Annotated in this window: 17 protein-coding genes; 3 read left to right on the top strand and 14 right to left on the bottom strand. The window is 39.3% G+C overall.

Translation table 11 applies throughout. From position 1 onward, the window contains the following. Positions 1 to 15: 15 nt before the first annotated feature. Positions 16 to 798, bottom strand: coding sequence for a crotonase/enoyl-CoA hydratase family protein (locus ASU00_RS17295; RefSeq protein WP_057914728.1), 783 nt, complete (start codon positions 796 to 798; stop codon positions 16 to 18). Positions 799 to 1371: 573 nt separating this feature from the next. On the opposite strand from ASU00_RS17295, the gene ASU00_RS17290 reads away from it, so the two are divergent. Then, entirely contained in the window at positions 1372 to 2769 is a 1398-nt protein-coding gene (locus tag ASU00_RS17290) for a sigma-54 interaction domain-containing protein (RefSeq protein WP_413783531.1), read from the top strand. Positions 2770 to 3232: 463 nt separating this feature from the next. Here the strand turns inward: ASU00_RS17290 and ASU00_RS17285 are convergent, their stop codons facing one another. The 9 genes from ASU00_RS17285 to ASU00_RS17245 form a co-directional block, all read right to left on the bottom strand. Beyond that, entirely contained in the window at positions 3233 to 3925 is a 693-nt protein-coding gene (locus ASU00_RS17285; protein WP_057914726.1) for an N-acetylmannosamine-6-phosphate 2-epimerase, read from the bottom strand. Beyond that, positions 3919 to 5454, bottom strand: coding sequence for a DUF4127 family protein (locus tag ASU00_RS17280; protein ID WP_057914725.1), 1536 nt, complete (start codon positions 5452 to 5454; stop codon positions 3919 to 3921). The genes ASU00_RS17285 and ASU00_RS17280 overlap by 7 nt, the downstream gene beginning before the upstream one ends. Positions 5455 to 5458: 4 nt before the next feature. Beyond that, the gene (locus ASU00_RS17275; RefSeq protein WP_057914724.1) at positions 5459 to 6427 is read right to left on the bottom strand and encodes an acetylxylan esterase; all 969 of its coding nucleotides are present in this window, start codon (positions 6425 to 6427) and stop codon (positions 5459 to 5461) included. A gap of 35 nt (positions 6428 to 6462) precedes the next feature. Further along, a complete protein-coding gene (locus tag ASU00_RS24655; protein ID WP_082630405.1) occupies positions 6463 to 8142 on the bottom strand; it encodes an ROK family protein in 1680 nt (559 codons plus the stop codon). Positions 8143 to 8187: 45 nt separating this feature from the next. Further along, a complete protein-coding gene (locus ASU00_RS17265) occupies positions 8188 to 10734 on the bottom strand; it encodes a glycoside hydrolase family 38 N-terminal domain-containing protein (protein WP_057914723.1) in 2547 nt (848 codons plus the stop codon). 2 nt (positions 10735 to 10736) lie between these two features. Continuing rightward, positions 10737 to 12089 carry an FAD-dependent oxidoreductase gene (locus ASU00_RS17260; RefSeq protein ID WP_057914774.1) on the bottom strand — a complete coding sequence of 451 codons (1353 nt, stop codon included), beginning with the start codon at positions 12087 to 12089 and terminating at the stop codon, positions 10737 to 10739. A gap of 107 nt (positions 12090 to 12196) precedes the next feature. Further along, positions 12197 to 13021, bottom strand: coding sequence for a carbohydrate ABC transporter permease (locus ASU00_RS17255; RefSeq protein ID WP_057914722.1), 825 nt, complete (start codon positions 13019 to 13021; stop codon positions 12197 to 12199). A gap of 19 nt (positions 13022 to 13040) precedes the next feature. Beyond that, on the bottom strand, positions 13041 to 13982 hold the full coding sequence (locus ASU00_RS17250; RefSeq protein WP_057914721.1) for a carbohydrate ABC transporter permease: 942 nt from the start codon (positions 13980 to 13982) through the stop codon (positions 13041 to 13043). 63 nt (positions 13983 to 14045) lie between these two features. Next, positions 14046 to 15374 carry an ABC transporter substrate-binding protein gene (locus tag ASU00_RS17245; RefSeq protein WP_057914720.1) on the bottom strand — a complete coding sequence of 443 codons (1329 nt, stop codon included), beginning with the start codon at positions 15372 to 15374 and terminating at the stop codon, positions 14046 to 14048. Positions 15375 to 15824: 450 nt separating this feature from the next. On the opposite strand from ASU00_RS17245, the gene ASU00_RS17240 reads away from it, so the two are divergent. Beyond that, positions 15825 to 18200, top strand: coding sequence for a glycoside hydrolase family 10 protein (locus tag ASU00_RS17240; protein ID WP_057914719.1), 2376 nt, complete (start codon positions 15825 to 15827; stop codon positions 18198 to 18200). Positions 18201 to 18298: 98 nt separating this feature from the next. Beyond that, the gene (locus ASU00_RS17235; protein WP_057914718.1) at positions 18299 to 18844 is read left to right on the top strand and encodes an NADPH-dependent FMN reductase; all 546 of its coding nucleotides are present in this window, start codon (positions 18299 to 18301) and stop codon (positions 18842 to 18844) included. A 292-nt stretch (positions 18845 to 19136) separates the two neighbouring features. On the opposite strand, the gene ASU00_RS17230 is transcribed toward ASU00_RS17235, so the two are convergent. From ASU00_RS17230 to ASU00_RS26360, 4 genes are all read right to left on the bottom strand, one after another. Beyond that, complete coding sequence (locus ASU00_RS17230) at positions 19137 to 19949, bottom strand: hypothetical protein (RefSeq protein ID WP_057914717.1); 813 nt, start codon at positions 19947 to 19949, stop codon at positions 19137 to 19139. Positions 19950 to 20538: 589 nt separating this feature from the next. Next, positions 20539 to 21324: an SDR family oxidoreductase gene (locus tag ASU00_RS17225; protein ID WP_057914716.1), complete on the bottom strand. Its 786-nt coding sequence runs from the start codon at positions 21322 to 21324 to the stop codon at positions 20539 to 20541. A 15-nt stretch (positions 21325 to 21339) separates the two neighbouring features. Next, positions 21340 to 22194: a RhaT/GlcU family sugar-proton symporter gene (locus tag ASU00_RS17220; RefSeq protein WP_057914715.1), complete on the bottom strand. Its 855-nt coding sequence runs from the start codon at positions 22192 to 22194 to the stop codon at positions 21340 to 21342. A 108-nt stretch (positions 22195 to 22302) separates the two neighbouring features. Then, a partial coding sequence (locus tag ASU00_RS26360; RefSeq protein ID WP_236712763.1) for a hypothetical protein occupies positions 22303 to 22605 on the bottom strand: 303 nt, incomplete at its 5' end.

The raw sequence follows: 22605 nt of genomic DNA, 5'->3' as shown, positions 1-22605 counted from the left end.
AGATCTTTCTTACGGCTATTTTCCATTAAAATTTGGATCTCTTCGTTCACGGAATGCAGCTACACCTTCCTTAGCATCCTCTGTACCAAACAACTCTATTACCGTAGGCCAAAGTTCCTGTAAACCCTTTTTTTCTCCTTCCATAACAGATAATCGAGCCATCTTTACCGTTGCCTGTGTACCTAAAGGTGATTGTCTTGCGATATTCTCTGCTAATTCAATTGCCCGCGGCAAAAGATTATCAATATCAACAATTTCTTGAATAATCCCAATTCTATATGCCTCTTCACTAGAAAATTCATCACCTGTAAGCATATACCTCATCGCATTTCCCCATCCTGCTGTTTGTACAAAGCGGGAAGTTGCCCCTCCAAATGGGAATATTCCTCGTTTCACTTCCATTTGCAAGAATCTTGTATTCGTTTCAGCTAGACGAATATCACTAGCAAGTGCCATTTCAATTCCAAGAGTCAAACATATCCCGTGAACTGCACAAATTAGTGGTTTGGTACGGTATGGTTCATTTCTCCCCATTATATCTATTGAGCCTTCAGGGTACTGCCTCTCGCCCTTATCATTAACTGATGAAGCTATATCTCCTAAATCAAGACCTAGTGTAAAGTGTTTTCCATGGGCGAATAGTACTCCGCAGCGTAAATCTGGGTCACGTTCAAGTTCACCCAAACCAGCAGCGAGATCAAAGATCAAATCTTCATTGAAAAGATTATTTTGCTCAGGACGATTTAACCCAATTAGTAGAATGTGTCCTTTTCTTTCTAAAGTTACAGTGTTTACCATTTCATATTCCTCCCTATATTCATTTTATTTTTAGGTTGCTATCAAATAGTTCCTAATCACTAATATTAATATGCAAGAGCTGTGCCAAGAAAGAAAATGCCTAACATCAACTAACCGTCATATGAATCTATTTTTTTGTTCAGTTTTTTAACTCATATTTGTTCATTAATTAAACTTAATAGTAATCCCATCTCAATTTTTAATTTTTTCTTATACTCTCCTTATCCCATCTTAGATTGGCTTAAGTGAGAAACGATTAGCTAGATTTCCTCAACCTCATTCTAAAATTAGCTTGGCCATGAATTTTATTAACGTAATATGGAACTAACCATATTAAAGAGCCTTAAATGGAGAATTTACACTATTTAAAAAGTTTGCTTTATACGATAAATAATATGGATCTCTTAATTTCCCTATATACAAGTGGTGATTTGAAGGCACCCACCAAAAAAATCAGAAAGTATTTCTTAAAAACGATTCATTTCCAAATTGAAATATCTGAAAATTCTTGATTATGAAGCTATTTCTGATTTATATTTGAATCAACCGAAAATACTGCCTAGGGGGAACATGATGAGTGATAACAATGTAAAAAGAGTTTTGGAAAGCATCATCAGCACTTCCAATAACAATATTACCGTGACCGATGAAAAGGGGTTCATTTTATTCACGAATCCAAATCATTGGTGGATATATGGAATCGAACCAGATCATTACCTTGGGAAATCCGTTTACCAGCTTGAAACGGAAGGAATCCTCTCACCTTCGATTTCCGCGATGGTTTTGAAAGAAAAAACGCCTGTCCAGATCATGCAGCATACGAAGACGGGAAAAATCGTCATGTCGACAGCTTACCCAATCTTTGATGCTGATGGTGAACTAATCCGTGTCGTCAGTTATACGCAAGATCAAACGGAAATCAGGAAGCTCCAGGACCAATACGGTCAATTGGAGAAGAAGATCCAAGAATATCAATCGGAGGTGGAAGAGCTTAGGGAACAGGAAGAGTTGATCTACCGAAGCAAGGAGATGCACCAAATCGTCAAAACGATCCTGCGTGTTGCCAAAACGGATGCCAATGTCATGCTGTTGGGGGAATCCGGGGTGGGAAAGAGCGTTTTTGCCCGACGGCTTCATAATCAAAGTTATCGCAGCAAAGCGCCATTCGTCGAAGTCAATTGCAGTACCATACCAAAAAGCCTCTTTGAATCTGAAATGTTTGGGTATGAAGCAGGGTCCTTCACAGGGGCACAAAAACATGGGAAGCAAGGCTTGGTTGAACAAGCAGATAACGGAACGCTTTTTTTGGATGAAATCGGCGAGCTCCCATTGGATATGCAAGTGAAATTATTAAATGTCCTGCAAGAGAAGACCTTTAAAAGAGTCGGCGGAAAAAAAGAGCATAGAATCGATTTCCGGCTTGTAACGGCAACCAATCAAAATCTTGAGGAAATGGTCGAAACGGGTGTATTCAGGCTCGATTTGTATTACCGCTTAAATGTTATTCCCATCCTTATACCGCCGTTACGAGAAAGAAAAGAAGATATTGCCATCCTAATCAATCATAATCTTGAAATCATCAACAAGAAATACAACACGAATAAGAAATTGCATCCGTCCACATATGAGATCCTGATCCAGCATAAATGGTCCGGGAACGTGCGAGAATTGGAAAACCTAATCGAACGGCTCATTTTGACCTCGGAAGACTCCGTCATATTCCCTGGCTTTCTTCCCTCCCATTTCCATGGACAAGGTTCTTTGGACAATAAAGATGATACCCTAATGTTCGATCAAGTGCTGGTGGACGATAGTAATCTTAAGACAGCTCTTGAACAGGTGGAAAGGTGGATGTTGATGAAGGCGCGCAAACAATGTAAATCAACTTATGAAATGGCGAAATTGTTAGGCATCAGTCAGCCTTCAGTTGTTAGGAAAATGAAGAAATATCAAGGTCAAGTCCACCAATAAAATAAAGAGTGCCAATGTTATCCGGCTTTTGTACATATAAATAAGGGACGTTCTTATCGAAGGTCCTTTTCCACTTGCTTGTTTAACACACTTGCCAATTCTTTAAAGACCAAGCCAACTAGCAATTAGCTGCTGAACCCCAACAATGAGTTTTTATGAGAAGAAGGAAATTTTGAAACCTTATCTGAACGAGCCGCACGATTTAACGTTGAAGCCTCCATTAATTGATCATTGCCCAAGTAAATGTCTTGGCTGAAAAAGTCATACGAAGCATTTTGGGAAAAGTGTTGCAGCTATATTGACAAACCGTCATATACATCTAGTCATACCTATATATTCCACAATTAAAAACCTGCCGTTGAGTTCTAAACATATTGCCACCTTCAGATAAAACGGATGGATTAAGTAGTCAAAATAAAAAGAGTTATCCCATATGTCATTAGGATAACTCCGCTTGATTGAATTAGGTGTTTTTTATCGATTGAATTTCTTCGACAAAACGCTCGGTTATTTGTTGAGGTCGTGTAATCGCCCCTCCAACCACGACTGAATGTGCGCCATAGTTTAAAGCTTTCATAGCCATATCGGGGGTGATGACATTCCCTTCGGCGATGACTGGTATATGCAGATGCTCCACTACCTCTTTTAAAAATTGAAAGTCATTTTCATGCAGTTTCTTTCCTACTGTATCTTCTGTATATCCATGAAGTGTTGTCCCGACACAATCAAACCCTAATTCTTCGGCAAACATGCATTCTTCTAGCGTCGCACAATCTGCCATCCATTGTTGGTTAGGGAATTTTGTTTTGATTTCCTTCATGAAGGTGGGTAAATCCACATTACCTGGACGCATACGATTCGTTGCATCTACGGCTATTAATCCTACATTAAGCTCCACTAATGCTTCTACTTCTTTTAAAGTTGGAGTTATATACACATTAGAACCCTCATACTCTTGTTTAATGATGGCGATGATCGGTAAGTCAACATATTCCTTAATCTTACGAATATCCTCCACACCATTAGCACGAATCCCAACGGCCCCGCCTCTTTTTGCGGCATCTGCCATTCGTTTCATATTATCAGAGCCGAATAACGGTTCCCCTTCCAAAGCCTGACAAGATACAACTAATCCTTTTTTGATTGCTATTAACATGTTCCTCCCCCTCTCTTATCAATTTGTAAGGTCATTCCACATTCAAACATTCGATTCCAAGGCGCAAAGGTGCTGATTGTTTCAAGTTTCATGCCATTAAAACTATGTAAAATCATGTCATGGTAACGCCTCATTAATCGAACATCTCTCTCTCTGTTTACAACTCCCGCTTCATTGTTCAGATTAAAGTACGTTAGATTATGATTGGGTAGAAAATTGGTTACCATATCCATTCTCACTTCCGTTTGATAAAAATAGTCATCTAGTAGATGATAAATGATATTTTCCTGGATGATGTCCACCTTGCCATTTAGAGCAACAACCCCTTGACAAATGGTTGTACCCAGTGTGTTACAATTCGTATTCCATCCTTTATAGGACACCAATTTATCCAGTATTCGTTCTTCATCCAAAAGTGTAATTAATTCCCGATCTCCCCCGTTCGCATAGGCAGCATCGGCAACCACCACCTTTTTGCCGGATTCTATAAACGTTCTGATAGAATCAACAAAGGTTAACATATTACGAAAACTTGTGTATGTAATATCTTTTTTATGTTGATCCCACGCCTCTTGCATAACACGACCTGGAGTATTATAAGCAAGAATTAAATCTGCATCATCAGCGCTCGTTACTAATTGACAGCCTGCCGCTAATACATGTGACTTTAAACTTTCAGCGTAAGGGCGATCCTCATACATAGGAATCAATTGGGGCCCAAGCGTACTACTCCAAATCGGATAAATCCTTGGCCTTTTGCCCATCCATTCATTATATACACGAGCCAATAAAGTCGCTCCTACTTCGTCCGCTCCAGGATATATATGCACTTGCTTATACAAGCGTAATTGCTCTAGCTTCTCTACAACCTTCTTTTGGTCCATTGCCGTGTAACCATATTCCGCGCTATCATCCTGAGGAATCGATAAGAATTTAATCACACCTTCTTTGACAAGCTCTAACAGACTCGTGTTTATTAGCGAATTGAATGCTCGTCTAGATTCATAGTCTTGTATGTATGACTTGGGCAACAAGGATACAATCTCTTGTAGCTGTGCCTGTTCATCTTCAGACAACTTCTCACGATTTTTTTTATCTAATAAGTAGGCACGCATGAATATTTCACGGCCCCACTGTTCATAATAGTCTGGTTCTTCATCACTTGAGCTATATTTGGGTGTGCGCATGATTAAATTGGAGGCATAAATGGGCACGTTAGGATATGCTTTATGAAGGGTACGCAATCTTTCCATCCACATTGTCACAGTATCTATTGATAAATCATGCAAACGGGAAGGCAGTAAACCGCCATACACCAACATATCGATGCTTAAAATCATAGCATCTGCGTTACTCGCAGCTTTATTTAACCAATTCCATAACTGGCCCGTATTAGCTGCAACTTTTTTGGCCCCGAGTAATTCTTCACTTGGGAGAATTACTTCCATATTTGATGAAGAACGGGCAATATTTTTTATGTAATCAACATTACATGGTCGCTCATCAATGGGTACGTAGACAATTTTCATGCGATTACTCCTTTTTAAACTTCTTTCTTGAAGCGATAAATTGAAGTTTCTTTTCTTCGTGTACAGCTGGTAACTCGTGTCCAAATTCTGGATATTCTTGAATTTGCTTCTCACCGCCTAAATGGTGATATAAGGCAAATCCACTAGAGGGCGGGCACACATTATCCTCTAATCCTACACCTATAAACGAAGGGCACGAAACAAGACTCGCTAGATTCATACAATCCACATAGCTTAAAGTGTCAAAAATGGCTGAGCGGTTTTTTTGTAAAGGATCATGCAGTTTAAAATAGTGATATATTTCGTTATAAGGCCCTTCTGTTGATACTTCTATGGATCGTTTAAAATGTGTAAGAAAAGGAACATCAGCCAATAGGTACGATATGCCATCCTGCAAGGCAGCTGTCGCAACTGCTAGAGCGCCCCCCTGACTTCCTCCCTCTACAAAAACATCCGTCTTTCCTGATAATTCCCTGATAACATCAACGCTTCTATAACAATCCATATACACATAACTAAAGTAATAGTTATCCGGATCTGTAATTCCAAGTGTCATCCAACCAGAGGAACCTCCATTTTTATATTGATTATGATCGGGTGAATGAACATTTTGCCCTCTGACATCGACTAACATCACGGGAATGCCTTGGATTAAATATTTGAATGCGTAATGCGGCTGAAGATTGTTCCAATTATATCCGTGAAAGATTACAACTGCAGGCGATTTTGGATAAACATCTTTCTCAGGTTTTAAATAGGTTGCCTGTATACGTGAATTTCTAAATCCATTAAAGGTAACGTAATAGCGTTCAACGCCTGGGACATAATACGAAACTGGTTCTATAATGATATTTAAACCTTGAAGGGCACTTTCATTCTTCCGATCATTCCAAAACTGTTCAAAATCTTTTTTCTTTGTTTGTTCAGGTTGATACGTTTGCAGTTGCTCAAGTGATAAATCCATGAGATTCATCGTGATTCCTCCATGCGCTTAATTTCTGAACTCTTTTACATAATATTTTTTTTGCTGATCACTTCACCGGTACTTTGAATTTCTTTTAACAGGACATCCAATAAGTAAAATGCACACACTTCACTAGCTGAATTACTATATCCTTCTATTTCATCAGTGGTAGGTACGAGCAAGTGAATATCAGAAACAAGGGCTACAGGGGAGTCTTGTTGACTCGTAATTCCGATCGTTGTTGAGCCAATACTTTTAGCTCTTTCCATCATGTTTACTATATGGGCATCATATCCTGATGTACTTAGACCGATTACAACCGTTTCTCGATCAAGTACGTGCGTAGATATTTCCATTTGATAGTGATCGGAGAATGCGTCTGCTTCCATACCAAGTTTCAATAACTTATATTTTAATTGATTGGCTACAAAGGTCATTTCCCCTGCCCCGTATAAAAAAACTTTCTTTGCCGATACTAATCGATCTTTAAATTGTTGAATATCATCTAACTCATTGAGCGTATCGAATTTGTTGAACATTTTCGTATAAGCCTGTTTTACTGAACTCAAGCTCGTGTTTTCTGATTGGTCATATAATCTGGTGCTCACAATAGCTTCTTTGGCCATTAATCGTAGCTTGTTGTAAGATCCGATTTCTAGCTTCTTGCAAAACCTTGTAATCGTCGCCTCTGATAAATTTAATTGACGTGACATTTCGGATATCGTCTTGTTTGGCATGCTTTCTAAATTCAAAATGATGAACTTGGCAATGTTTTGCTCGTGTTTCGTTAATTTATGTGTATTCGACTCAATAATCGTCGTGATGCTTTTTAACGGCTTTAACGACTCTTGGAGCAAAAAGTGACGAAGCGCTCCGATCATCCCTGCATCATTAAGATTCCGGGCTATTTCAATTTGCACTTTATCTAACACAGCAGGCATGATGTCTTTTTCCAGCTGTGCCATAATGAGCGGATATAAATACTCTTTTTGAGCTGTGATACCACCGCCAATTATGATCATTTCTGGATTCATCATATAAGCGATGGTTGTTATTCCTTTAGCCAAATAGTAAACGAGACGATTGATTTCCTGAATGCAAATCTCATCACCCATCTTTGCAGAAGCGAAAATTTCTTTCCCATCAATCTCACTTTCAGGAATTCCCTTACGCTTAGCAACATTTCTTACCAATATCCTTGTTGAAGCTAAATCTTGAAATTGACTTCCTTCTATCGGGATATAACCGATTTCCCCTGCACTAAAGCTGTGTCCAGCGTGCAATTTATTGTCTATGATATAACTGCCACCGATGCCGGTTCCGATCGTTAGACAAAACAAACTTTTCGCATCCCTGCCGGTACCAATCCACGACTCCGCTAACCCTGCGCAGTTTACGTCATTTTCAACTTCCACTGGTAAATGAAAAAATGTTTCTAACTCTTTTTTTAACGGCGTACCGGTGTAATCCGGAATAAAGGAAGATGCATATAAAATCTCTCCTTTATTTGAATCTACTTGGCCGGCAGTGCTAATACAAATACCACTAATCGTATGCTGATCAATTAAGGTTTTCCCTAATTGTTTTACCTTATCGAGAATCGCTGGTCCGCCCAAGTGCGCTTCAGTTAAGCATTCGCATTTCTCTACAAATGTTCCTTCTTCAGTTAGCACACCATATTTGAGTAATGTTCCCCCGATATCAAATGCTAAAAATCTCCTCATAATTCTCACCTTCATTTCCAAGAAAAGAGCAAACGTTATTTGTTACTACTCTTTCCTTTTCACGCGAATCGTTTTTATTTGTTTAGGATTGAATGCAATCGTTATTTGTGATGATGCTTCATATTTTTCAATTATTGTCCCGGAAAAATCAACTTCATAAATGGTAGTTGGTTCAAAACCAAGCTTTAATTGTGTAAACTGCTTTTCGTTAGTTGGATTGAACATTCGAATATCAAATGAATCCTTCTCTTTTTGAATGAATGAAGAGAATGCAATTGTCGATGAAGATTGATTGAACAACTTTTGTTCCTCTTTCAAAAGATAAGATTGTTGGGTTAAGATTTGCTGCCTCATCACTTTTGCAGTATTCAATGACTGATGACTACTTCCTAGAACTAGGCCATACTCAAATTCGTACGTTCCTAAACACTGAGCTCCTGGTGTTTCAAAGCCAGGTGCTGCACCATTTCCACGGGTACGCAAATCTCGTCTTGATAACCAACCAACACTTCTTACCATCGTTAGGAATATGAAATCATTTCCTTGAAAATGGTCCACTTCATACTCTTGCAGGCCCCTATGCACAAGTTGATGCTCCATTGCCAATACAGTTGAATAGGTTGGGTATTGGTTCATGACCGCTTCTTTATTTTTAGGCATATCCCATAGCTTTTCCCTAATTGTATGCCGTTTTACTAAATCAAAAGCGGTATCCCCATAGCTTTCATCTGCTTTTGGTGTTGCAAAACCAATTCGTAGCTTTTGGTCTTTTGCCTGATTATGGATTTTGGTTTTGAATGATATAAATCGTCTACCTTGATGAAGTGTAATTGTCGTCGTCATCTTATTGACAACATATTCTTCGCTTGGACCTGTTCGATTTTCATTCAAGGAAGCTGGTAACTTCATTTCATAATGAAGCGTCATGGATTGATATGATTTCCCTTTTTCAATATCGCTAACGCCACTTACTATCGCCAGGCTGTATGGATCATTGACAGGCGGAGAATAGTTATACGCATCTCCCGCATCTAACGAGGAAAGAAATTGATGCTGATTTTCATAAACTTTATTAGTTTCTATATCTGTTATGATTAATCCATTATCGCTGCATTGAATACGATAAAATTCATTGTCAATTCCACTATCATCCACAATTTTGATTACCTCGGCTTCCATGCAAACCCGCTCAATCCGAATTCTTTTTGTCCCCACTCCATCAAAGGGTAAGACGAAAGAGACATCATATATTGCGTATTCAGCATAATGAGGTTCAGCTAAAATATGGCGTAAAAACACTTCCCGTTTTTCTTTTTTTATAAGATCAAACGCTATTTCTTCTGAATCGTACATGAGGGTGATTCCACCTAGATCGAGAGCCGCTGGAATGAGGATCTCGGTTTTCACAGGATAGATGTCTGCAATTGGTGTGTTATTCATTACATAAAGATAGTCATTTTCTATATTTTCCTGCAAGAATTCAAAAGGATATTCATTATTCAATGTGTCTTTTGAAAATTGACGAATCGCACTTAATACTTTTTGTGTCCTCGTTTCCATCTCAGCATGAACTTCATCTACACTACAACCACAAATACTATCATGTGGCTGGTTTTGCAAAATGAGTTTCCACACATGTTCGATGAATGGAGCTGAATTCGTATTCCCGTTTGTCCAAACATTCAGTGCTTCCATTGTACCGATGGCTTGATCCTCACACATTTGATTTTGGTTTTTTAGATAAGAACGTGTTGAATACACCCCAGGTAAAATAAAGATTTTAGAAGGGTCGCGTTGCTCACCAACGATTGTTTCTACCGGTTCTTTTCCTGCGAATGATTGCACATAATCAGACATTAATGATTGCTTAAATTCAATTTCATTATTACGGTCATTTAATGTATTGATCCGTTCATTTATATCAGGACAAGTATACGTATGATCGGCTCCGTTCATGACTAATGCATGTCCATACGTCAAATATGGCGAGTTGCTTTCTAAGTATGTTTTGGTCTTTTCAACATAATCATCATGCTTTAAAAATGTTTGATAATATCCTTCAAAAAGAGGCAACACAAATGTAAAGACCTTACTTCCATCTGCACCTTCCCACGCATTTTCGAATGTACTTGAAATGGCCCCTCGCCAAACGATGGCCGTATCAATATTGTATCCACGGAAAATTTGGGGCATTTGGCTGTTATGGCCAAACGTATCTGGCAAATATCCAATATTATAGGCAGATTGATAGGCCTTTGATTTTTTGATGCCAATTTCTAAGTTCTTTAAGATCGATTCACCGGAAACGAGAAACTCATCAGCTAACAAGTACCACGGCCCGACTTCAATCTTCCCTTCTTTAATGAATGATACAAGACGCTCATATTCATCTTGGCTTACAATGTCTCGATAGTCATCTAAAACGATCGTTTGCCCATCCAGAAAAAAATTATCAAGATTTCCTGAATCCAATAAACCCTGGACATAACGTAGCCCGTTTCGCAATTTATAACGGAATTCTTCAAACGTTTCATACCATTCACGATCCCAATGTGTATGATTTAACACATGTACCTCTTTAATGTTTTTCATATTTACTCCCCCATTACAACGAGCTGTTGCTTAAGAAGCGCACCATCGATTTTATTGAGCTCTATATGATGTTTAATTGAATAAGCGCATGCGAGCCCTGCTGCTTGCGCCATATCCCGAATGGTCGGCTGGATACGTAAGGATGCCTGCATGAGAAATGTGCTTGAAACATGACGGCCGACAATGATTAAGTTACTCACTTCATGGGTAATCAATGACCTGTATGGTATTTCATAATACTCACCACGAGACAACCGAGCTTCTTCCACACTTACTTTACTGACGCTATGCACGTCGATATACCAATCGCCCCGAGCAATTCCGTCATTAAATCGAGCGCGGTTCACATAGTCCTTTTCCGTTAATACGTATTGCCCGATAATTCGGTACGATTCGCGAATGCCAAGTTGCGTTGCTTCCTTTAATAAGAAAGCATGCTTAAATCCTGGGATATAATTCATTAAGAAGTTTGATAATCTGCGAATCATCATACGCCCTTTCGTAACTGCTTCTGAACGAAGAACAGGATCTGTCGTTTGATAAATATCAGGGATATGAGGGCAATTAAAAGACATGACTGTAGGTTTTCCAGGTTGAGTGAATGCTTGAAAATAACGCAAATCTTCTTCCTGTAAATCTCCATTTTGTAAGCCTTTTTGAAAAAATGGTTCTAACACATGACCTTTTCCTGGAACCATTACAATCTCGAAGAACTTCGGGTTCTCAATTTTGCAAAACGTTTCGTTTCGAGATAAGATAAATTCCCGCAAAGACGCTATATCGATGCCACCCATTTCGAAGCGGAACGAAATTTGCTGGTTTTGCCCGTCTTGGTTGCCAGATTCAACAGGGACTGCAGCTGTTCTTGACAGAACGGCATCTGCTGTTGCATCGACAAATGTCTTTCCTTTGATCGCAACTAGTCCGTTGCATGTGTTTACGATGATATGGGTAATTTGTTTGCCTTCTTTTAGACAATCTACATAATTGGCATCATATAATAGATGCCCACCACGCTCAATAATCAACCGCTCCAATACATAGCTTAACGTTTCAACGTTAAACCAACTACAGGCAGTGGTCCCATCAAACGTATCGATTTGCTCTTTATGTAACCGTTCGATGATCAATTGATTCACACGCTGTCCGTTTACGTAAGTCGGCATCATCGGAGAAACTAACGCATTCGTTTGAGTACCTCCTAAAGAAATCGTTTTCTCTATGACAAGTGTCCCAATGCCTTCTTCTAAAGCGGCGATCGCTGTTGCCGCCCCGCCTGTTCCTCCTCCAACCACAACGCAATCAATATCCCAAATAACCGGCAATTCCCGACCAAAAAAAGAGATTGTACGCACCTTCATTCCCCTCTTCCATTCGTGGATTTACTTAAACAAAAATTTTCAGTTAGAATGCTTGACGTTTTTTTCACATAATTCAACTTCTCTTTTAAATCATTGCTTCTTTATCCTTTTACCGCGCCGTCCGTTGCCCCGGAAATAAAGTATTTTTGCAGCCAGATAAAAATTAATAAAGTAGGGATTGTCGTTAATATCGAAGCCGCACTTATTAATTTCAAATTGGAGCCATCGAAATTTTGTGAAAGCTGAGCTAAACCAATCGACAAGGTATACATGCTGCTTTCAGTGGAGTTAAGCAGTGGCCATAAATAATCCCCCCACGTACCCATGAAGGTGAAGATGGCAAGTGTAACCAAAGTAGGTTTCACTAGCGGTAAAGCAACTAAATACCACACTTTAAATTTATTCGCACCGTCCAGATAGGCTGACTCTTCAAGCTCTTTAGGGATTCTTAAAAAGGCTTGGCGCATCAAGAATATACCAAAGGCCGTTGATACTTGCATGACGACCAAGCCAATATGTGTATTTTGTAAGCCAAGGCTACCGGCAAGTTGGAATAAAGGCGCCATATACAGTTGAAAAGGCACCATCATCGTGGAAATGATTACCGCCAAAACAACACTTCTTCCCCTAAAGTCCATACGCGCTAGCGGGTAGGCAGCCAAACTGCAAAATAATAAATTTAGTGGAATCGCTATTACCGTTACCACCAGGGTGTTTAAAAAATACATACCGAAATTGGCTTTATCAAAAGCGGTTACGAAGTTTTCTAGAGTAGGGGAAGCTGGAAGTATACTGCTGTAAATCCCTTCATTTGCTGCTTTTAATGACATGAACAAGGTAATCAAAAAAGGACCTACAGTGATAATCGTGATAAAGATCATTAGAGTATAGAGCCACATTCTTTGATTGAATTGCTTCGATTTCATCATGTTCTCTCCTATCTATTTACGCTCTTAAATCATCTTCGCGGCTACTAGTTAATTTCATTTGAAGCAAGGATGCACCAATAGCGAGAACTAATAAGACTATTCCTGCTGCCGAAGCGATGCTAACATCCAAATTCATGAATTTTTTGTATATATACATAACAAGAGTGGTCGTCGCACCAGAAGGTCCGCCACCTGTGGTTAAGGCGATTTCTTCAAACACCTTCATACCGGCGATAATTGTCATGACAGATACCAATGTAACAGACGGTGCAAGCATGGGAATGGTAATATTCCTAAATTGTTGGAATACGGAAGCACCATCGATACTGGCAGATTCATACACATCCTTTGGGATGGATTGCAGACCTGCTAAATAGATGATCATATAATATCCAAGCCCTTTCCAAACTGTGATCATCGATACCGCGAATAACGCTGTGGAAGATTGAATGAGTAGGTTTGTTGGAGAATCAAAGAGACCTAGCTTTACTAAAATCCCTGAAATGATTCCACTTTGTGAGTACAGCATTTTCCACATTAATGCCGCTACAACCATTGGTGTTACAACGGGCAAATAGTAGAGAATGCGGAACGTGGAAACACCCCTGATCTTTTGGTTCACCAAAACCGCCAAAATCATTGGTAAAAAGACATTCAGTGGCAGCACGATGATTAAGAAAATGAACGTGTTCAATAACGCCAACCAAAAATTAGCATCCGTAAAAATCTCTTTAAAGTTACTTAATCCAACGAATTCACCAGTACCCGCAATGATTTTATAGTCCAATAAACTCCATTGAAAGGCTTCTAAGATTGGTATGATGAGGAATGTTCCCAAAATTAAAAGTGATGGTATTAAAAAGAACCACGGTGCCACATGTCGCATACTTAGTCTACTTTTCTTTTGCGTGCCGACTTTCACTTTAGCATTCGGAAGTACAACAGGTTCCCTGCTCATGTTTCTCTCTCCTTTTAAAAAAGAAGATAGCTTCTTTTACAAAGCTATCCGCTTTTCCCTTCATTAAAATGTCACTTTTTCATCTGACTTTTCAAATGCTTTATTCCATTCTGATGATAGTTGTTTGACAGCTTCTTCAGGTGTTAGCTTACCTTGTAAGTTCTTAACAAAAATATTCTTTGTCGATTCACGTAATTCAGCGCTGCTTTCCGTTGGTGGAATTAGTACCTTTGCACGCTCTAATGACTCAGATGCCTGTAGCATACCAAGTGCCTTCGGTGATTCCCCAGGATTTTTGAAGTAATCATCCTCTAAAGAATTTTTCGTAGCAGGTAAAACCGTTCCTGCCGTTTTCGAAAATTCCAATTGGTTTTCCGCATTAGTAACAAATTCAGCCAGTGCAACAGCAGCTTCTTTGTTTTTTGTTTTTGCCGGTACTGCGAAGTTCATGACCGCAACGTTCACTGGTGCACTTTCAGACTCTAACGGTTGACCGGCTTTGGATGCTTTATATACGTCTGGCGCACCAGATTCTATTGGTCCTAAAAACGTTACGCCACCTTCCAGGAATGATGTATTACCCGCCATGAACAGCTCTTGGCCCGTTTTTAACGATCCTTCCGCTGTTTCTTGAGGGATTAACCCTTCCTTATACATCTTTTGTGTATATGTGAAATAATCGATAATGTCTTTGTTGCTTTCAAACACTGCTTTTCCATCTTTCACCATCGGTTTTCCGTTCGAAAGGGAAACCATTTTCTCCATAATCGTATTTCCGTCATTGATTACTGGATAATAAGAAGGTTTTCCTGTTTTGTCCGTTATAGCCTTTGCCGTATCATAGATGTCTTTTATCGTTGTCGGCAATTCTTTAATTCCTGCTTGGTCAAAATGATCTCCGTTATACCAAGAAATTGTTGTCGTTAAATACCAAGGCAATGCGTACAATTTATCTTCATATATACCTGATTTGTATGGACCTTCTACGAAAGAATTCTTCGTTTTATCACTTACCATACCGGTTAAGTCCAATAAGCCACCTTGAGCTGCAATATTAGACATATAGTGTGGATTTAAGTTGACCACGTCCGGAACATCATTACCCGTTAGTGATGTTAGTACTTTTTGCTCCATTTCGTTTTGCGGAATGTCCTCTATCGTGACATCCAAATCAGGATGAAGCTTTTCGAATTTTTTCTCAAGCTCATCAAAATATGTATCAAACGGCTCCCCTGCCAATGATGCCGTCCAGAGTGTTACTTCACCGGTCAACTCTCCAGATTTCGAAGTGCTCGCATCTTTGGCGCCTTCCTTATTACACCCCGCCATTAAACCCATTGAAAGTGCAGCCACTAAAGTACCGGTAACGACCTTATTAATCTGTTTTCCCATTTCCAGTCCCCCTTTTAATATATTTTTCTTGAAAACGTTTTCTTACTATTCATAATAAATGAGAATTAATCCCACTTCAATGGTTTTAGAAAATTATTTTTTAAATTTTTTAAATCTTGAAAATTAATTTCATTTTCGGTCTTACTTTTTACATTTCGCCGGATAACCTCGGTCAAAGCAATTGTATCGATGGCCTTCTTAAAACTATGCCTTACATTTCGTTGAATCCGTATTGAACAAAAGTTCTATATATGAAAATTAATTTCATAATATAAAATAATCTAAAAATTTTTTTAAAAATTAAGTTGTTAAATATGTAAACTTTGTTTATAGTTTCCTTGAAAGCGTTTTCTGAAAATTCGACCTATGGGATTACCTTCGCCATTCTTCTGTTTGTCCAACTAGAACCTACTTCAGCACTTAACCAATAAACGAAAAGGAGCACAAATTATGAGTAAAAAATTGAGAGTGATCAGTAGCTCTATCTTTGCTTCAAGTCTAGTACTATCATCTTTAGGAATGGTAAGCAGCGTTACAGCCCAAGATCAAAGTACTTCTGTCGATGTATTAACCATTAAGGATCAATCTGGGGATCACATGATCGTTGGCGGAACAAATCAGCTTGCCAATGAAAACAAATTGATCGTTTTTAACGACACATTCAGTTATTACACAGAAACGAAGAAAGGCAGTAAAGAAATCATCCTTGAAAAGACGGGACTTAATACATATCGGGTGAAAAACAAGACCGATGGAGATAGCCCAATTCCCCAGAATGGCCTTGTTCTATCTACAGGGGCTAAGACAACTGCCGAGATAGATTCCTTTCTCATACAATTAGAAAGTGGAGAAACAGTTACACTATTGGAACCTGTCGTGAAGGAGGAAGAAAAAGTCGCCAATGCCATCGACCCTACAGCGGCAACCAATCCAGCTGGAGCACCGTTCGACGGGTTTAGAGGTCCTGATCAGTTAATTGTCTATCATCCATCTTTTGGAGAAACCACGAAAACCAATGCATTTGGTTACGAAATTACCGTTGAAAATGGGGTCGTTACAAAATTAGGAGGCGGTGGATCCCGCATTCCGGCAAACGGGTATGTTGTGAGCGGACATGGTATAGCTGCGAAATGGCTTACATCCAATTCGATTATAGGCTCTAAAGTCACTGTAGACGAAAATGGCTCTGTAAAAATCATTCAAGATGTTGATAGTTATGCGTATCAAAGTGAGCAAGCCATTCAACAAGCTAAAGCATCTATGGAAAAAGCCAAAACTAATTATTTGGATGTTGCTATGAATAAGGCGAAGATGTCGATCGCCAAGTCTGAAAAGCTATTAAATGAAGCAGAAACAGTAAAGGAAAGTGACCCCGTTAAAGCGCTTGACTTCACACGGCAAGCAACCCAGTCTGCTTATGACGCCTACTATTATTCTTTGCCATCGAATGCAGCGGAACAACGCGCCATTTGGTATCGTCCTGAGGAAACGACACTTGAGAGTGTCAAACAAGTACTTGACCGTATGGAAGAGGCGGGATTCAATTCAGTCTATCTTGAAACTACATTCCATGGCTATACCATTTACCCTAGTAAAGTGATGGAGAAGTATGGTATGCCAGGTCAACACCCAAGGTTTCAGAATGGCGAATACGGTGGTTATGGTAAGGATTTGTTAGCTGCCTATGTGCAAGAAGGAAGAAAGCGAGGACTTACCGTTCAAGCATGGACAGATGGATTTATGGTCGGTGAAAGCAGTTTAGGAACTCCACCAGCATTTAAAAACCACCCTGACTGGGCAGCCATCCAACGACAAAACAATACAGGAAAACCACTCCCTGATACATCAAGCAAATACTATTGGTTGGATATCGCACAACCAGAAGTACAAAAATTCATGCTAGCCATATACAAGGAAATGCAGCTCAACTACGAAATAAAAGGTTTGAATATAGATTATATGCGCTATCCGCATCATGATTTTGAAAAAAGCTACGGCTTTAGCACAAAAGTTCGGGATCTGTATAAGGAACAGACTGGTATTGATCCAGTCACCCTCAACCCAGCGACAAACCCGGAACAATGGGAAGATTGGACAACCTGGTTGCGTATAAAAGAAAATGAATTCGTTGCGAAGTTACATGATCAAGCCAAAGATATCAACCAGAAATTCATGATGACAGCAACACCTGAACCAGGTCCAGAAGCGGTATTGATTAGCGATTGGAAAGATGATATAGATGGTGTCATTCCACAGGCGTATGGGCATGACTTCAATAGTATCCAAAGAACCGTTCAAGACAGCAAAAAGCTAATGCCTGCTGGGACGATGTACTATACCGGAATTTATTCTTTCTACCATCATCTTGATGAGATGGGGAATGTGGACGATGTCTTATCTGCGAAACATGGAACGTCTGGGGTGAATATGTTCGCATTCGGTCAAGCAAGTGCCCCTTCAGTTGATGCATTAGGAAAAGGACCATGGCGTGAAAAGGCTCTAAACCCTGGAGAAGAACCGATCTTAGCTACTCAAACCCTATTAACAGAAATCGAAAGACAAATAAGTGACATATACGTGGAGCAAGGAGCTCTCGATAAAAAAGAAGGAAAGGCTCTAAAGCAATCTCTCAAACGATTAAATAAAGCCATTCATAAAAATCCAGAACATATGGATAAAGAGTTTAATTCAATCATTAAACAAATCGATAACTTAATGGACAAAAATAAACTTAAACATGTTGTAGGAGAAAGGATAAAAGAACAACTTGAAGAAGCAAAAGGATGGGTGGAATACTCATTGAACCACCAAAGTCCTTCAAATTGAAGCGTCTAAGCATCTTTTTTCCCTTTCATTGGAAATCCACTTATAATGTGTAAGTGGGCAATATTCTGTTTTCAAATAAACATTTGGAGGTAATGAAGGTGAAAGTTGTTGCAATAGTGGGAAGTATTCGTAAAGAGTCTTATAACCTAAAGCTTGCCAAATATATTCAAACTAGGTATCAAGATCGGTTCGATCTGGAAATCTTAAACATTCGCGATTTACCTTATTATGATCAAGATATTGAAAACGATCCTCCTGCCGTCGTGAAAGAATTTAAAGGCAAAGTGGCTGATGCGGACGCAGTACTTTGGGTAACGCCTGAATACAATGGGACGATTCCTGGCGTATTGGGCAATAGCATCGATTGGTTATCACGTGTGGACAAAGTCTTGATCGGCAAACCATCATGGATCATGGGTGCGTCAATGGGACAGCTAGGAACGGTTAAAGCCCAATTGCATTTACGTGATATCTTATTCGCACTAGGTATCTCCTCACCACTCCTACCAGGGAATGAAGTATATGTAGGAGCCGTGCATGATAAAATCGACAGTGACGGAAGCCTCACACACGAATCGACTGTACAATTCATCGATACGGTCGTAGATAACTTCATAGAATGGTATAATCATCATACTCGTTGAGGATCTTTGAATAAGACTTAGAAAAAACACCCAAACTACCTGTCCCTCTATATTGGGGACAGGTAGTTTGACTTTGCCTGAATGCGCAATGATTATACAAATTTTCACTACTCAAGAATAATCAAACAAATATTTCTCTTCGGTTGTAAAATTAGCCATAAAAAACACCTCGTAAATGGTAGATAGGAATCTACCATTTACGGGGCAGTTCAAGTTTGTCCACAGTCTGAAACTCACATTTCCGGTTTTTTTATGTTAGAAGAGTTCCATTTTTTAAGTTATTTTGGTAAATTCATTGCACAATGGTTGTAACAGAACCATGAACGTACCGGCTAGTTGCATTCATATCACTGGCATAAACTGTTACAATATCTCCTTTGTTTAAATTTAAAACTTTTGTTGAATATACATTAGGGTTAACTTTATTTTTCACAGTAAATTTAACCGGCTTTCCATTTACATATATTTCATAATAAGGGGCTATATCCATTGTTTCCCCTTCAATAGTGACGTTTTCTCCAGCTTTAAGGTTATTAACAGTTACTTTATCTACAGCTACACTCATATCACTTACACTAAATTCTTTTCCTTTAGTTACTAGGCCGGACGAATCTACTGTATCCACTCGCAAAATGTCACCTAGTTTTAATGCTTCACCTGGATAATGGAAACTGGCTTTGTTACCCCAAGTTTCATAAAATAAAGAATAGATATCACCTGAACCCTCATAATTGTTATTACGGTAAAAGTTGAGAGTTAGATCTGCCGCTGGACTTTCAACTTTTATTGTATTATCACCTGCGTATCCTTCTAGAATAGTAAATTTCCGATTAATTGAAGGACTAGATTCTGGTTCCTCTTCTGGTTTTACTTCTAAAGTGGGATTTGATTCTGGATTACTTGGCAGATGGCCTACTGCACTTCCGTTATTGTTTTCAACTACTTCTTCTTGTTTTGGTTCCTCTTCTGGTTTTACTTCTGAAGTGGGGTTTGATTTTGGATCATCTGGTAAATAGCCTACTGCACTCCTTGCATCTGCGGTACTGTAAGAAACCCCCGATACTAACATTGTAATTACCGGTAACGTTACTAATACTTTTTTCATTTTTATTTCCTCCTTATTTGTATTCAATATTTAGTTTATCTAGTAATTATTAACAAAAGATTTACGATAGATTAATAAATTCATAATTTAGTATTAACTTTATTTAACAAGGATTGAGCGCTATGTTAAGTAATATCATTTCTCGCTTGGCGCTTTAGCTTTTTTTTAACTCCAACAACTTTGTACTACTATTAAACTATCATCTTATGCATTATTGCTTAACCAATAAATATAATCATTGCAGCACCTGTCACAATCAACCGAGCAATAATAATTGTTTTTTGTTTTGGAAGAATTACCTTTACACCGTTGATTTCCTCTCCACGCACTCGCTTTCATATGCTTTAGGCTTGTTACGCTGGTGTATGAGCAATAAACTGTATTAACCGTATCGAATTTGGACGTTAAGTCGCAGGCATGCATTTGTTGATTAACCCTGTTGAAATTCAGAGCATGTAAAAATAAAAAATCCTTCGGTAAGGAAGCACCCTTCTGCCCAAGGAGCTTTCAAGGATATTGAAGGATAAAAAGGTTCCGGAATGGGTATCATTCCGAAACCTTATGTGGAGTATTTGCTGCGGAGCTTCCTTTAACCCCTTCCGGCTTGGAACGAAGGATATTTGGTCATCCCGCCATCGGCGAATAAAGTGATGCCCGTTACATAACTGGATTCAGAGGATGCCAGCCACACAGCAACCGCGGCAATTTCCTCAGGCTTTCCGATATACCCCATTGGAATCATGCTTTCGAGGTCCTTTTTCTTTTCAGGGTCTTCAAGCTTATCCGCATTTATGGGCGTAGCGATGGCTCCGGGACCGATGCTGTTGACACGGATTCCTTTTGGCGCATATTCAAGAGCCAACGTTTCCGTAAGCAGTTTCACGCCTCCCTTGCTTGCTGCATAGTGAACGAATAAAGGCCATGGAATCATCTCATGAACACTGGACATGTTGATCACATTCCCTTTAATGTCATTTTCCACATAGTACTTGATCGCTTCACGGCAGCCCAGGAAGTTGCCAGTTAAGTTGGTATTGATCACTTTATTCCAATCGCTTAACGGCATCTCATGAGATGGAACAGGGTTTTCTATTCCTGCATTATTGATGAATATATCCAGTTTACCGAATTTGTTTACTGCTGATTGGACGAGGTTAATTACATCCTCTTCAACGGTGACATCACCTTTCACGGCTATCGCTTCCCCGCCGTCTGATTTGATTTCTTCCAATACACTATCCGCTTCCTCAGGTTTGGAGCGATAATTTACCACGATCTTTGCCTTTTCCTGAGCAAAGCGAATCGCCATCGCTTTGCCCAGACCAGTGGATGAGCCGGTAATCACAACTACCTTACCTTCTAAATCTTTATACATTACATCACCCTCCAATTAACTTTTTGCCAGTCCGAGCATAACCCCTGCTATGATGATTAAAATAATTCCGATAACAATTCCAATCAGTTGGCGTCTTGTTTTCTTCTCACGTAATATGATGATTCCTCCGAGCGTTGAAATGACGATGCCCATTTGTGATAGGGAAAAACTTGTAGCCACGCCGACTCGAGGTTGGGAAATGAATAAAAACATGTTTCCAGCAGCCCAGATCAAACCAGGAATGATATTGCGAATCGCATACTTGTTAAACGGTTTATGTTTGAACGTCAACAATAGTCCGCCCATCACCATCCCTATCGCTTGGGGAAATAACGCTGACCAGCCGTCAACATTAAAAAGACGGGCCACGACCACATAAACCAAATAACCGAATGTCGAAATGAGGAGTATAATGATTCCTTTTTTCAAGTTTCCCGATTTTCCCTCTTTTGATTCTTTATCTTCCAAAGAAGTCAGGACAATTCCTATAATAATGAAAACTAATGCCAAAACGCCTAAAATAACGGCCTTCATGGTAGACCATTCGTGAAAAACGATGACCCCGAATAATGTGGTCGAAATGAGCTGCAAACCGGTAGAGATCGGCATCGTTTTGGATACGCCCATTAAATCGATGCTTTTCAGCTGATTAGCTTGTCCAACAGCCCAAAACAAACCGGATACGACGCCGACCCCAAATACCAAAAGTGATAGCTGGATATCGGCAAAAATATAAACGCCAATTGCAAAAATCAAGGCACCGATCGTTGTCCCCAGTGTTTGGCTATAAGGTCCGCCCCCCAGTTTCACATTGAATAATACGATGCTTCCCCAGAATACTGCCGGCAAGAGCGCTAATACTATATCCATCTTCAACCCCCATTATATGTATGTTGAAACTAAAGCAGGAAACTTCATTTAGTCTTTATTTAATATGGTCTCACTCAGTGAATTGAGCCTTGGTAAATATTAGCTTAATCATTGGTTAGTTGCGGGGTTCGTTGATATATTTCTTTTTTCGGAGATATAACTGCGGATTTCGTTGATATATCTCTTTTTTCGGAGATATAACTGCGGATTTCGTTGATATATCTCTTTTTCGGAGATATAACGTCTGATTTCGTTGATATATTTACTTTTTCGTTTATATAACTGCGGATTTCGTTGATATATCTCTTTTTCGGAGATATAACGTCTGATTTCGTCGATATATCTCTTTTTTCGAAGATATAACTGCGGGGTTCGTTGATATATTTCTTTTTTCGGAGATATAACTGCCAA

It is taken from the genome of Peribacillus muralis (assembly GCF_001439925.1).
In the GTDB taxonomy this organism is placed as follows: domain Bacteria; phylum Bacillota; class Bacilli; order Bacillales; family DSM-1321; genus Peribacillus; species Peribacillus muralis.
The sequence above is the reverse complement of the archived record's forward strand: the minus strand, read 5'-3'. Positions and strand labels throughout refer to the sequence as shown.

Excerpts from the sequence above, each read along its gene's own strand:
- ASU00_RS17245 (WP_057914720.1), bottom strand. The coding sequence starts at position 15,374 with ATGGGAAAACAGATTAATAAGGTCGTTACCGGTACTTTAGTGGCTGCA.
- ASU00_RS24655 (WP_082630405.1), bottom strand. The coding sequence starts at position 8,142 with ATGAGGAGATTTTTAGCATTTGATATCGGGGGAACATTACTCAAATAT.
- ASU00_RS17295 (WP_057914728.1), bottom strand. The coding sequence starts at position 798 with ATGGTAAACACTGTAACTTTAGAAAGAAAAGGACACATTCTACTAATT.
- ASU00_RS17265 (WP_057914723.1), bottom strand. The coding sequence starts at position 10,734 with ATGAAAAACATTAAAGAGGTACATGTGTTAAATCATACACATTGGGAT.
- ASU00_RS17290 (WP_413783531.1), top strand. The coding sequence starts at position 1,372 with ATGAGTGATAACAATGTAAAAAGAGTTTTGGAAAGCATCATCAGCACT.
- ASU00_RS17230 (WP_057914717.1), bottom strand. The coding sequence starts at position 19,949 with ATGAAAAAAGTATTAGTAACGTTACCGGTAATTACAATGTTAGTATCG.
- ASU00_RS17255 (WP_057914722.1), bottom strand. The coding sequence starts at position 13,021 with ATGAAATCGAAGCAATTCAATCAAAGAATGTGGCTCTATACTCTAATG.
- ASU00_RS17250 (WP_057914721.1), bottom strand. The coding sequence starts at position 13,982 with ATGAGCAGGGAACCTGTTGTACTTCCGAATGCTAAAGTGAAAGTCGGC.
- ASU00_RS17275 (WP_057914724.1), bottom strand. The coding sequence starts at position 6,427 with ATGAATCTCATGGATTTATCACTTGAGCAACTGCAAACGTATCAACCT.
- ASU00_RS17225 (WP_057914716.1), bottom strand. The coding sequence starts at position 21,324 with ATGTATAAAGATTTAGAAGGTAAGGTAGTTGTGATTACCGGCTCATCC.
- ASU00_RS17240 (WP_057914719.1), top strand. The coding sequence starts at position 15,825 with ATGAGTAAAAAATTGAGAGTGATCAGTAGCTCTATCTTTGCTTCAAGT.
- ASU00_RS17285 (WP_057914726.1), bottom strand. The coding sequence starts at position 3,925 with ATGTTAATAGCAATCAAAAAAGGATTAGTTGTATCTTGTCAGGCTTTG.
- ASU00_RS17280 (WP_057914725.1), bottom strand. The coding sequence starts at position 5,454 with ATGAAAATTGTCTACGTACCCATTGATGAGCGACCATGTAATGTTGAT.
- ASU00_RS17220 (WP_057914715.1), bottom strand. The coding sequence starts at position 22,194 with ATGGATATAGTATTAGCGCTCTTGCCGGCAGTATTCTGGGGAAGCATC.